Origin of the sequence: Pseudoalteromonas sp. McH1-7 (genome assembly GCF_013366255.1) — a bacterium.
Lineage (GTDB): Bacteria > Pseudomonadota > Gammaproteobacteria > Enterobacterales > Alteromonadaceae > Pseudoalteromonas > Pseudoalteromonas peptidolytica.
In genome coordinates, this window is record NZ_JABWPQ010000005.1 from 131,449 (window position 1) to 143,938 (window position 12,490).

The following is a 12,490-nucleotide window of genomic DNA, read 5'->3' on the forward strand; positions in this document are numbered from 1 at the left end:
TGTTGCACCCGCTTACGATCGTATGCCGCATTAAATCACAACAATATGAAATTGCTATTTATTTGCGTTAAATAGATCACAAAAGTGGATATTAGGAGAAGGTTCACTTTTGCTCTGTTCTAATTGAGCATAATTAATGCTTGATCTAAGTCAAAGTGAACTATATATTAAAGTTTCAATAATTACTGAAAGTTTAAAAGTATGAACTTGTCACCAAAAATAGAAAATTTTGTACTCCACTGCGGTGAAATGGGCAGCCGTTGGGGTTTTAATAGAACAATTGGGCAAATGGTTGGCTTGTTGGTTATTAATGAGCAACCATTGACAGCGAATGAGATTGCAGATGCGTTAAAAATATCTCGTGGTAACGTTAGTATGGGGATCAAAGAATTACAATCTTGGCAACTCGTTAGAGTTCATCACATTCCTGGTGATCGCAAAGAATACTACTCTCCAAATGGGTCTATTTGGGATCTTGCAAACCGAGTCTTTGAAGAAAGAAGAAAAAGAGAAATAGACCCTACCCTTACTCTACTGAGAGATCAAATTCTAGATAGTGCAAACTCACCAGAAGAAGTGTATGCACAACAACAAATGCAAACGATTCACGACCTACTTGAAACCGTTACTAAGTGGTCTGCTGAGCTACAAAGGCTGTCTCCAGAGCAATTACAGTCACTAATGAAGCTCGGGTCGTCAGTTAGTAAGGTAATAGATTTAAAGGATAAATTATTACGTAAGTCTTAAAAGTGCGAGGTGCGTCATGCTTGATACATTACTGTTGTCGCGAATACAGTTCGCGGCAAATATTAGTTTCCATATACTTTTTCCTACGATCACCATTGCATTAGCATGGTTTCTCGCTTTCTTTAAAATCAAGTATGACTTAACTGAGCATCCGGTTTGGTTAAGAGCCTATCGCTTCTGGGTTAAAATCTTCGCGCTTACCTTTGCGCTGGGTGTGGTTAGTGGTATTACCATGTCGTTTCAGTTTGGTACTAATTGGCCAGGGTTTATGGAGAAAGTTGGAAATATCGCGGGGCCACTTTTGGGTTATGAGGTACTCACCGCCTTTTTCATGGAAGCGACCTTTTTAGGGATAATGCTGTTTGGCATGAAGCGTGTCCCTCCTAAAATCCACACACTGTCCACTTTTATTGTTGCAATAGGCACTACACTCTCGGCATTTTGGATCTTGTCTTTAAATAGCTGGATGCAAACACCTACAGGTTTTGAGCTTAGGGACGGTGTAGCATACCCTACAGACTGGTTCGCGATTATATTTAATCCGTCTTTTGGTTACCGCTTTTTTCATATGTTGCTTGCAAGCGCATTAACTGCGTCATTTTTAATAGCAGGGGTAAGTGCTTATCGCTTACTTAAAAATGACGACAAGCATGCTCCAAAAAAAGCATTGACTGTAGCTTTAACAGTCGCAGCCCTTCTCACTCCGATACAAGCTTTTGTCGGCGATTTACACGGCCTAAATACGCTCAAACATCAACCACAAAAAATTGCAGCAATGGAAGGCGTATGGGAGACAGAAAAAGGTGCACCGCTCTTACTCTTTGCAATTCCCAACGAGGAAGAAAGGCGCAATGAATTTGCAATAGGCATTCCTAATATGGCGAGCTTTATTCTTACCCACGACGTTAATGGTGAAATTAAAGGGCTTAACGAATTTAAAGGTGAACACCCACCAGTTAAGCCCGTCTTTTTCGGCTTTAGAATTATGGTTGGAATGGGGATGCTGATGATTTTAGTCGCGTTTGTCACCCGATTTACGCTTTGGAAAAAGGGCGAGCTACCCAAGTGGCAGCTAAAAGCGCTTGTAGCGATGACCTTTTCGGGCTGGGTAGCGACTCTTGCAGGATGGTACGTCACGGAAATTGGACGTCAACCATACATTGTTAGTGGCATTTTACGGGTAGAAGATGCAGTGACCAACATCGCTTCAGAAAATGTCTTGTTCACGCTCATAGGATACCTAACGATATATGCCATATTGCTTTATGCCTATATCAGGACATTATTTCACACTGCGAATAAGTCCGTTGAAGTTGAAGAGTATGATATGAAAGAGTTTGCAGCGGAGGTATCACGTGTTTAATCCCGAATATTTATCACTAATCTATGCAGGGTTAATGGCACTAGCTATTGTGGTTTACGCTATTTTAGATGGCTATGATCTTGGGGTTGGTATGTTGATCCCGCTAGATGACAAAGAAACAGCCGATACCATGATCGCATCTATAGGTCCATTTTGGGATGCTAATGAAACATGGTTAGTCTTGGCAGTAGGCCTTGCATTTATCGCGTTTCCTCAAGCGCATAGTATGATTTTACAGGCCTTGTATATACCTGTTGTATTTTTGTTGTTCGGTTTAATCATGCGTGGTGTTGCTTTTGACTTTAGAGCAAAAGCCCGAGTTAAACGGCAAAGGCGCTGGGATAAAGTATTTAAGTTTGGCTCGTTACTGACAGCATTTGCACAAGGTTATATGTTAGGGCTCTATGTCGTAGGTTTTGACGATTCGTTGCTAGCCCACGCATTCGCGGCTTTTAGTGGAATTGGTGTGGTTTGCGCATATGGATTAATTGGCTCAGCATGGCTCATTATGAAATGTGAAGGTCAACTACAGCTAGCCGCTATAAAGTGGTGTAAGCACTTTTCTCGTGTCGCTTTCGTTGGGGTGATCTTAGTTTCTATCATCAACCCGCTCATAAATGAATGGATATATGAGCGCTGGTTTAGTTTACCGATGGCACTCATTGTGCTACCTGCACCTATAATCTGTTTGCTACTTTTTGTGGTCTTGGAAAGCGTATTGCACAAATTACCCAAAGCGACAGAAGCAGGAGCTTGGCTTCCATTCTTTATTTCAGCTTTTATCTTTTTACTGTGCTTCTTTGGTCTGGTTTACAGCTTTTATCCATACGTGGTGCCAGGAAAGCTGACTATATTTGATGCCGTAGCAGATCCCTCCGCACTCACTTTCTTATTATATGGCGTGGTTGTCGTCGTACCGACGTTAATTGCCTACACATTATTTTCGTACCGAGTCTTTTGGGGCAAGGTTCAGCCTTTGTCTTATTATTGACACTTGCATACATTAGCCCAACCAAAAGGCAGCTTGTTGGAAGCTGCCTTTTTTATAATGCTAGAGTAGCGCGCGATTTATATTTTTGGATAACCGATCCGATCAGACAAAAAGCCAACACTGGTCGCAAAATAGTAAGAGCGATTCCAGTTCATCAATGCTTTGTAGTTATCATAGGCAAGATACATACGGCCATTTGCATCGTCAGGCATTACTAATGCAGCACTAATATTAACATTCGGTAGATCACTACCATCCATTCTGCGCAGTCCAAGGGCTTGCCATTCTTGTAAAGAACGTTCTGATTTACGCCACTCTCCTAGCCACTCTTTATGTGACTTAGTACCGCGTTTTAAAATATAACTTGTGTCAAAGCCTTCAGGTAATTTCACTTGGCGACCCCAAGTTAGATTGTCATTCCAGCCAACACTTTTAAGATAATTTGCTATTGATGCAAATGCGTCTTCTTGGGTTGTCCAGATGTCTTTTCGACCATCTTGATTGTAATCTACAGCATAAGAGGTAAAAGAGGTTGGCATGAATTGCGTTTGACCCATCGCACCTGCCCAAGAACCTTTGAAGTTGTTTAGATCAATATGGCCATCTTTTAAAATATCTAATGCAGCCCATAATTGACGTTTGTATAAGGCTTCTCTTCGACCGTCAAAAGCAAGCGTCACAAGTGCGCTAATTACAGGGTAGCCACCTTGAATACGACCAAAGTTACTTTCTAGACCCCAAAGTGCGACAATAAAACGAGCTTGTACACCATATTCTTTTGCAACTTTTTCTAGCGTGCTCTGGTGTTCTTTATATAGCTTCCGCGCTCGTTGGATTTTCCATTCAGGAACACGTTTAGGTAAATATGTCTCGAGTGTTTCAACAATTTCTGGCTGTGTTTTGTCTGCCTTTATCACTTTCTCTTTGAAAGTAGCGGTAGCAAAAGCGTCATCAACTAATTGTTGAGAATAGCCTTTATCAATCGCCTCTTGCTTTAAATTATTGAGATATTCATCAAACTTAGCCTGAGTATTGGCAAAGACTGAGGTAGACAGGCAAACTGAGGCTACTAATAAGGAAATTTTTTTTATCACGTGTCTGTTACTCCATTTTGCTTTCTAAATTCATCTAACAAACTTTCAGTGTGTGGTGGAAGCTGCAAGTAAAACCCATCATCTGTTAACTTTTGCTTAACTGTGTCTAGATCCGCAATTCCTAGTTTTTCTCTTCTAGCAAGATCCACAATCATGACATAGATTGGTGTACCGAAAGTTTCCATTAAAGGTGCAGGTACGCTGGAAAAATCATCTCTTTTAGAAACAAACAGGTAGGTATCCGCTTTTTTTGGACTTTTGTATATGGCAGTGAGCATTATAAGCCTATAAATTCTTGCTAATCATTGGCGGTCACTATACCATGCTATTAGTAAGTTGTGGAAAGTTTTACTACCCGCTAAAGTCAAGTAAATAAGGCGCTAGCGGCGGTTGTAACAGAAATTTGAGTGCATATGTCAAAACAAACATTCGAACTAAAAGGAAATCTATTTACACTCTCTGTGCTACAGTTGTTTTCTTTAGATTTAACAAAATTACGACAAGAGCTAGATAGCAAAATATCGCAGGCACCAAAGTTCTTTTTGGGTGCTCCAATTGTGGTTAATTTAGCTGAAGTTCAGGAACAAAATGTAGAATTCAAAGAGTTAAAGCAGACACTAATTGATTTACAGCTCAATCCGGTAGGTGTATGTAACGGTACTCAAAGTCAACACGACTCAGCTAAAGAGGCGGGGTTTTCTGTACTAAACTATTCAAGGGATGTGCAACCGAGTACCCCTTCACAATCTCAAGCGGCTGAAGTAGTAGAAAAACAAGTGTATCTGCCAGCGCAAATTGTGAACGGAACGGTACGCAGTGGTCAGCAGATTTATGCAAAAGACCGTGACTTGATCGTACTAGGTGCGGTAAGCCATGGAGCGGAAGTTATCGCAGATGGTAACGTACATATATACGGTACTTTGCGTGGTCGAGCAATCGCTGGTGCACAGGGCCAACCAGACACCAGTATATTTTGTCAGCGCTTAGAAGCTGAGCTAGTGTCGATTAATGGGAGTTATTGGATCAGTGATTCGTTACAAGGCGAACACTGGGGTCAAGCTGCTCAAATAACACAACAAGACGAATCATTAAAAATTACAGCTTTGGTCAAAGGATAAATCAGATGGCAAAAATTATTGTCGTAACTTCGGGTAAAGGCGGTGTTGGTAAGACAACGTCGAGTGCAGCAATTGGTACAGGCTTAGCGCTAAAGGGTTATAAAACAGCCATAGTCGATTTTGATATTGGTCTAAGAAATCTTGACTTAATTATGGGTTGTGAACGCCGTGTGGTCTATGACTTTGTTAATGTCATTAATGGTGAAGCAAACCTCAACCAAGCACTCATCAAAGACAAACGGGTTGAAAAGCTATATATTCTTCCGGCCTCTCAAACCCGTGATAAAGATGCGTTGACACGTGAAGGTGTTGAGCGAGTTTTAAATGAAATGAAAGAAGACTTTGATTTCATTATTTGTGACTCACCTGCAGGTATTGAAGCTGGGGCAATGATGGCTCTTTACTTTGCAGATGAAGCTGTTGTCACGACGAACCCGGAAGTATCTTCTGTACGAGATTCCGACAGAATTTTAGGTATCTTACAAAGTAAATCTCGCCGAGCTGAGTTAGGTTTAGATCCAGTAAAAGAACATTTGCTGCTAACTCGATATAATCCAGAGCGTGTTGATAGCGGTGAAATGCTCTCAGTTGATGATGTAAAAGAAATCTTAGCGATTGATTTGCTTGGCGTTATCCCTGAGTCAAAGTCTGTATTGAATGCTTCAAACTCAGGGCAACCTGTGATCCTTGACCAAGAATCAGACGCAGGCCAAGCTTATAGCGATGCAATCAGCCGTTTGTTAGGTGAAATCGTCGATTTTCGTTTTTTACAGGTCGAGAAGAAAGGTATCTTCAAACGGATCTTTGGAGGGTAATGTGTCTTTACTAGATTATTTTCGTTCAGAAAAGAAAAACAGTGCGTCGTTGGCAAAAGAGCGACTGCAAATAATTGTCGCACATGAGCGTTCCAAACGAGGAACGCCTGACTACCTGCCGCAGCTCAAGCAGGATATTTTGGATGTTATCCGAAAATACGTGAAGGTAGACTCAGATGCGGTAAATGTTCAGTTTGAGCAAAATGAAGACGATTTAGCTGTGCTTGAATTAAATGTCACACTACCTGAAGATGAAAAGTAATACCAATTTGCTTAATTAAGTGTTCTATTTTGAGGCGAGAAAATATAGTCGATAACCAGATAAAAATCTTGCTATTTGTTTGTTCTAAATGAGAAGTTTTTAACGCCGTTAGCGTCATATTTGCTCTGTCAAATTGAACCGGTATTAAGTGAAATTGGTATAAATAGAAAAAAGGGCTTTTATAGCCCTTTTTTATTACCACCAGTTCTTTAGCCTGTCTTCAAGTAGCTCAGCACGCCAGCCTAATGCTAGATCAGGTTTCATAAGTAGCTTTTTTTCTGCCTCGGATTTTTTCCACGACCAGCTAATCACTTGATTGATTTGCTTTTTAGAGGCGAAAACATCAGCAGGGATCTGGTTTTCTTTTGCGACCTCAGTGATGATAAGCTTTATTTCTTTACATGCGGCTTTATAACCTTTGAAATCAATGAGCCGCTTTACGCGTTGTGGACAATCTTGCTCGACAATTTGCTTGCCCTTTTCAATGCAAGCAAGAATTTCCTTACCCGATCGATTTACTTCCATAGGCTCAACCCCAGGCACATTACGCAAACTACCGAGTGTACTTGGACGGCGTTTGGCTATCTCAACCATATTATGTTCTTTTAGTACAAAATTAAGCGCCAAGTTTTTTTTCTCAGCTTTTGCACGTCGCCAAGCTGCCAGCTCCATTAAAATTGCGAGATCTCTTGGCTTTAATTGCCATACATTTTTAATATCTAAATAAAGTAGTGGATCTGGTTGACGGAAGCTACGTTTTTGTGCAAGCAGCTCACTTTCTTTCAATACTATGTTAAATAGCTGTTTTTCTTCGATTTGGCTAAGGATTTGCTGAAAGCATGGTAGTAAATGAAAAACATCTGATGCAGCGTAATCTAATTGCTTTTGCGTTAATGGACGGCGCAGCCAATCTGTTCGTGATTCGCTCTTATCAATATCGACATTGCTTAGCTGTTTCACCATATTTGCAAAGCCAATGCAGTTGCCCTCTCCTAATAATTGTAGTGCAAACTGAGTATCAAAAATTGGCGATGGGATAAACCCTGCGAATTTCAAAAAGACCTCAATATCCTCTGAAGGAGAGTGAAGCACCTTTAATATATCGGTATTGGCAAATAAAGCCCAAAGCGACTGAAAGTCCATTTCAATTAATGGATCTATCAGAGCAAGATGAGTTCCATCAAATATTTGTAGTAGCGCGATTTCGGGATATAAAGTGCGACGACGCATAAACTCGGTATCAACAGCAAGTACTTTTGCGGTTGAAATTTTAGCTACAAACTCATCTAGCGCTTGTTGGCTTTCAATGATTTGATACTGCACTTTTACTCCCATGCAATTATGTGGCTAACCGGTGTAAATCGTTAGCGATAAAAAAGCCGGCAGATGCCGGCTTTTTTGTTATTCTTTTAACGCTCTACGCAGTATTTTACCTACATTGGTTTTCGGTAGTTCATCTCTAAACTCCACCAACTTTGGTACCTTATAGTTCGTTAGATTATCTCGGCAATGCGCAATTATATCTTTTTCTGTTAAAGAAGGGTCTTTTTTAACGATAAAAACTTTTACTTGCTCGCCACTTACTTCATGTGGCACGCCGACAGCTGCAACTTCAAGCACACCTTCGTGCATCGCAACAACTTCTTCAATTTCATTAGGAAATACGTTAAAGCCAGATACCAAAATCATATCTTTTTTACGATCCACAATATAGAAGAAACCATCGTCATCGTAAGTTGCAATATCACCAGTCGCAAACCAGCCATCTTTTAAACATTCAGCTGTCGCATCCGGTCGGTTATAGTAACCAGCCATTACTTGTGGGCCTTTTACGCACAACTCACCGGGCTCACCTTTAGGGGTTTCATGACCATTTTCGTCGATTATCTTAATGTCAGTACTTGGCGCTGGTAAACCTATTGAGCCGTTATACGCATCTAAATCGTGCGGGCATATAGTAACTAATGGCGCACATTCGGTTAATCCGTAGCCTTCCATCAGTTTCGATTTGGTTACTTTCTGCCAACGCTCTGCTACAGGTCGTTGTACGGCCATGCCGCCACCCAAGGACATTTTCAAGGTCGAAAAGTCGAGATCAGCAAATCCTGGTGTGTTCAATAAACCATTAAATAGCGTATTTACGCCGGTAATTGCTGTAAATGGATATTTTGCAAGTTCTTTAACAAAAGCAGGCATATCACGAGGGTTGGTGATCAAAATATTATGACCGCCGTACTTCATAAACGTTAAGCAATTCGCCGTTAAAGCGAAGATATGGTAAAGCGGTAAAGCCGTGATAACGACCTCTTTGCCTTTGTCTAACACTTTGTCCAGACAACCAGAGACTTGTTCTAGGTTAGCAACCATATTGCCATGCGTTAACATCGCCCCTTTTGAAACTCCAGTTGTTCCGCCTGTGTATTGTAAAAAAGCAAGGTCGCTAAGCGAAATATCTGGTTTGTTGTATTTTGCAGGATCTGCTGCAATTACATGCTTGAAAGGGATTGTGTTCGCCAAGCTAAAATCTGGAACCATTTTTTTGAAGTGCTTCACAACAAAGTTTACTAGGTGCTTTTTCAATCCGCCCAGCATATCGCCAATTTCAGTTAGCACAACATGTTTAACCTGCGTTTTAGGCAAGGCTTGCTCTAAAGTGTGAGCAAAGTTCGCAAGAATAAAAATGGCCTTTGATTCAGAGTCATTCAACTGATGCTCAAGCTCTCGCACTGTATATAGTGGGTTGACATTTACAACCGTACAGCCAGCACGCAGCACACCCAAAATCGTAATTGGGGTTTGTAGTAAATTCGGCATCATTACAGCAACTTTGTCGCCGCGACCAAGTTTTAATTCATTTTGTATATAACTAGCAACTGCTTTTGTTTTTTCATCAACTTGCTGATAAGTCAGTGTTTTACCCATATTCGAATAGGCTGGGTACTGTGCATAATCGGCAAAACTTTTTTCAAATAATTCAAGCAATGAGTTGTAATGCTCTGGGTCGATAGTTTCAGGCATACCCTCTGGGTAGCGCTTCAGCCAGATTTTTTCCACTCTTAGCTCCTGTGTTCTCGTTATTTTTATATTCACCCTAAACCATAAACGATGTAAGGCACTTTAACAATTGAGCAAATACTCTAAAACCGCCATGTTCCCACAATATTTGAGGATTTACAATCAAGATGCTGTTGAAACGTGGCCTTTAACGCTCATAATGGTATTTCTTTCCTTCATTAGTTTATTCTTTGAACTCCCTTTTTTATCAATAGCCAAGTATTGCGCTGTCGGTATCTAAAGCTTTAAGAAACTGACACCGACCTTTGGTGTCGTGCAATTAGCTTACAGCATATTTCGGGGTTTTCCATATGGCAATGATGACCTCCTGAAACTTTTTCTATTGTTAGCGAATCAAAACATGATTTAAATAGTTGGTACTGTTTATCAATCATTGCAAAACCCTGCTCAGCCAAAATTAATAAAGTAGGTACAGGAATCCCCTCAAGTGCTGACCTTGCTTGCGTCACTGAAAAGCGAAAACCGGAGTGTTGCTTCAGTCTAGGGTCAAGAGTAAGTTGGACGCCCTGCTTATGTTGTTTGGTGTTTCTATTCATGAGTAAAGTCGCAATGTCTATGGATACATCGCTGACCTTACAACGTAGCTGTGCTAAAGTATTTATATCAGGATACACTCTGGGTGTAGATTGTTTTAGCTTATCTCGGGAATTAAAAGCGTTGATGAGTTGTTTCTTCGTTTCAGGCTCAGGCGTATTCACTATGCCAACACCTTCAATAAGGGCAAGTGATAGGCACCGTTCTGGATAACAAGCGGCAAATAGATTCGCTATCATCGCTCCCATCGAGTGTCCGACGAAATGACACTGGGCTAGCTGTGTAAGATCTAAAAAACTTTTTAGATCATAAACGTAGTCTATAAAGTAATAGAAAGCGTCCTCACTTTTCCAGTCTGAGCGGCCATGCCCCGGTAAGTCAATCGCAATGTGAGTATACAACTCTTCAGAAAACGGTTGAAACGGTAAAAAGCTGTTACTGTTATCCTGCCATCCATGGAGGTAAATGATAGTTTGCTTGCCACTGCCCCATGTTTGGTAGGCAAATGGCCCGATTTTTTGTTCTTTTATCGCATATAAAGACATCAAAGAATTCTTTTTGTGTTCATCGTTGCATCATTGATTTATTATCTTACCGTGACATATTTGAACTTACTACTTTGATTTGTAGAAAATTTTGCTCAATACAATTGGTTATTAATTTAGTAATAGTAAAGTTTAGATAAAACATTTTCTTTATGAATGTACACGGGAATAACAATGAATTTTAAGACTCGCCTTTTAGGATCAGTGATAGGAATGCTTGTTGCTGCTCCAACTGTTGCAGCTCCAAAAAACATCATTTACATGATAGGTGATGGTATGGGACCAACATACACAACCGCATATCGATATTTTAAAGATGATGCTGCAACAAAAGTTGTTGAACCAACCGTTTTTGACTCCATTTTAGTCGGCATGGCGCATACCTACCCTGATGACGACACGATTGTAACTGACAGCGCCGCTGGTGCAACGGCATTGAGCACAGGAACAAAAAGCTACAACGGCGCTATTGCGGTAGATACTCACAAAGCGCATTTAGAAACCATGCTGGAAGTTGCTAAGAAGAAAGGTAAAACAACCGCACTAGTTGCGACATCGCAAATTAATCATGCAACTCCAGCAAGCTTTGCTTCTCATAACGAATCTCGTCGCAACTACGACGAAATTGCCAATGACTATGTAGATAACAAGATAGCAGGTAAATTACCTGTCGATCTTATGCTCGGTGGTGGTACCAAATACTTTATTCGCGAAGACAGAAATTTGGTTAACGAGTTCAAAGAAGCGGGTTATCAATACGTAGACGATTTATCCAAACTTGACACGTTAAATAAAGTCCCAGCAATTGGTTTATTTGCCGAGGTCGGTCTAGCGTTTGCTATTGATGAACAGCCACAGCGCTTAACGAAAATGACCCAAACGGCACTATCGTTATTGGAAAACCAAAATGACAAAGGGTTTTTCTTAATGGTAGAAGGTAGTCAGATTGATTGGTGTGGGCATGCAAATGACATCGCTTGCGCGATGCGTGAAATGGATGATTTTGCAGAGTCAATCAAACTTGCAAAAGCGTTTGTTGACAGCAACCCTGATACTATTCTTGTTGTGACAGCTGATCACTCCACAGGCGGCTTAACTCTTGGTGCAAATGGTCAATATCGCTGGGAGCGTGATGTGATAGCCAACGTAAAGGGCTCTGCTGGTGAGATAGCCAAAGCACTCGTGGATGCAAAAGATGTAAAGGCTACATGGAAAGCTCTGACGGGGCTTGAGTATGATAGTGCGACTGAACTGAAAGTAAAAGAAGCATTGTCACAAGGGCCAAAAGCGTTGAGTACGGTCGTTAAAGAATCAATTAGCGATGCGTCGTTCACTGGTTGGACAACGAGCGGTCATACTGCAATCGATGTGCCTGTTTTTGCTCACGGTATGGGCAAAGAAAGGTTTATTGGTTCGCAAAATAACACTGCGATCGCCGATAAATTAATTGAGTTTATTAAAAAGTAACGACACCTCTGTCGGTTGCGGAGTGACGGACAAGATTTTCTCGCCTCAAAATAGACCACTTAATTAAAATAATTGGTATAAGCTTAAAAACAAATAAGGTCAGCATGTGCTGACCTTATTTACTTCAAACGCTTTAGAGGTATTACGCGTAAACCGACACCCCAATCATATTTTTAATTTCATCTCGCCTTGCTTCCGTGGCGATTGCTTTGTATTCACTAATGGCTTGCCCAGTGCGAAAATTCGGACGATCATAAATAGTAGAGCGTTGCTGCGCTTGAAATTGCTCAACGAGTGCAATGCCCTTTTCGCTGGTTTTGATTTGGGCGGTGTTGAGCTTGGCAGTATTTCCCTCTTCAATAGCAGGACTCACCGCCTGTTTAGGCTGTGGTTTTACTTGGTAAGTACCAGCTTGTTGTACTATTGAATTTAATTTCACGGCTTAACTCTTAAATACACTGTGCTTGTTTAAAAATACG

General features: G+C 40.9%; 13 protein-coding genes. 7 read left to right on the forward strand and 6 right to left on the reverse strand.

Annotation, left to right across the window (positions count from 1 at the left end; genetic code table 11):
* Window positions 1-201 precede the first annotated feature (201 nt).
* The 3 genes from HUZ36_RS05390 to HUZ36_RS05400 are packed head-to-tail and all read left to right on the forward strand — an operon-like array spanning window position 202 to window position 3,101.
* On the forward strand, window positions 202-747 hold the full coding sequence (locus tag HUZ36_RS05390) for a GbsR/MarR family transcriptional regulator (RefSeq protein ID WP_125252941.1): 546 nt from the start codon (window positions 202-204) through the stop codon (window positions 745-747).
* 16 nt (window positions 748-763) lie between these two features.
* The gene (locus HUZ36_RS05395; protein WP_125252940.1) at window positions 764-2,110 is read left to right on the forward strand and encodes a cytochrome ubiquinol oxidase subunit I; all 1,347 of its coding nucleotides are present in this window, start codon (window positions 764-766) and stop codon (window positions 2,108-2,110) included.
* Entirely contained in the window at window positions 2,103-3,101 is a 999-nt protein-coding gene (locus HUZ36_RS05400; RefSeq protein ID WP_176032274.1) for a cytochrome d ubiquinol oxidase subunit II, read from the forward strand. Before HUZ36_RS05395 ends, HUZ36_RS05400 begins: the two co-directional genes overlap by 8 nt.
* Window positions 3,102-3,178: 77 nt before the next feature.
* Here the strand turns inward: HUZ36_RS05400 and HUZ36_RS05405 are convergent, their stop codons facing one another.
* Both HUZ36_RS05405 and HUZ36_RS05410 read right to left on the reverse strand, forming a co-directional pair.
* Entirely contained in the window at window positions 3,179-4,195 is a 1,017-nt protein-coding gene (locus HUZ36_RS05405; protein ID WP_176032275.1) for a lytic murein transglycosylase, read from the reverse strand.
* Complete coding sequence (locus tag HUZ36_RS05410) at window positions 4,192-4,473, reverse strand: YcgL domain-containing protein (protein ID WP_125252937.1); 282 nt, start codon at window positions 4,471-4,473, stop codon at window positions 4,192-4,194. Before HUZ36_RS05410 ends, HUZ36_RS05405 begins: the two co-directional genes overlap by 4 nt.
* 135 nt (window positions 4,474-4,608) lie before the next feature.
* Between HUZ36_RS05410 and minC the strand changes: the two genes are divergently transcribed.
* From minC to minE, 3 genes are read left to right on the forward strand one after another with little or no spacing between them, the layout of a single operon-like run.
* A complete protein-coding gene (gene minC, locus HUZ36_RS05415) occupies window positions 4,609-5,313 on the forward strand; it encodes a septum site-determining protein MinC (protein ID WP_128731521.1) in 705 nt (234 codons plus the stop codon).
* Between the two features lie 5 nt (window positions 5,314-5,318).
* A complete protein-coding gene (gene minD / locus HUZ36_RS05420; RefSeq protein WP_128731522.1) occupies window positions 5,319-6,128 on the forward strand; it encodes a septum site-determining protein MinD in 810 nt (269 codons plus the stop codon).
* Between the two features lies 1 nt (window position 6,129).
* Window positions 6,130-6,390 (forward strand): cell division topological specificity factor MinE, encoded by a 261-nt coding sequence (minE, locus tag HUZ36_RS05425; protein ID WP_128731523.1) that lies wholly within the window; start codon window positions 6,130-6,132, stop codon window positions 6,388-6,390.
* A gap of 195 nt (window positions 6,391-6,585) precedes the next feature.
* Here minE and rnd read toward each other — a convergent pair whose 3' ends face one another.
* The 3 genes from rnd to HUZ36_RS05440 form a co-directional block, all read right to left on the reverse strand.
* The gene (rnd, locus tag HUZ36_RS05430) at window positions 6,586-7,713 is read right to left on the reverse strand and encodes a ribonuclease D (RefSeq protein WP_176032276.1); all 1,128 of its coding nucleotides are present in this window, start codon (window positions 7,711-7,713) and stop codon (window positions 6,586-6,588) included.
* Between the two features lie 78 nt (window positions 7,714-7,791).
* On the reverse strand, window positions 7,792-9,444 hold the full coding sequence (gene fadD / locus HUZ36_RS05435; protein ID WP_176032277.1) for a long-chain-fatty-acid--CoA ligase FadD: 1,653 nt from the start codon (window positions 9,442-9,444) through the stop codon (window positions 7,792-7,794).
* A gap of 245 nt (window positions 9,445-9,689) precedes the next feature.
* Window positions 9,690-10,544 carry an alpha/beta fold hydrolase gene (locus tag HUZ36_RS05440; protein ID WP_176032278.1) on the reverse strand — a complete coding sequence of 285 codons (855 nt, stop codon included), beginning with the start codon at window positions 10,542-10,544 and terminating at the stop codon, window positions 9,690-9,692.
* A gap of 174 nt (window positions 10,545-10,718) precedes the next feature.
* Here HUZ36_RS05440 and HUZ36_RS05445 point away from each other — a divergent pair, with 174 nt between their 5' ends.
* Entirely contained in the window at window positions 10,719-12,011 is a 1,293-nt protein-coding gene (locus HUZ36_RS05445) for an alkaline phosphatase (protein ID WP_176032279.1), read from the forward strand.
* A gap of 142 nt (window positions 12,012-12,153) precedes the next feature.
* Here HUZ36_RS05445 and HUZ36_RS05450 read toward each other — a convergent pair whose 3' ends face one another.
* Window positions 12,154-12,450 carry a hypothetical protein gene (locus HUZ36_RS05450; RefSeq protein ID WP_176032280.1) on the reverse strand — a complete coding sequence of 99 codons (297 nt, stop codon included), beginning with the start codon at window positions 12,448-12,450 and terminating at the stop codon, window positions 12,154-12,156.
* Between the last annotated feature and the right edge of the window lie 40 nt (window positions 12,451-12,490).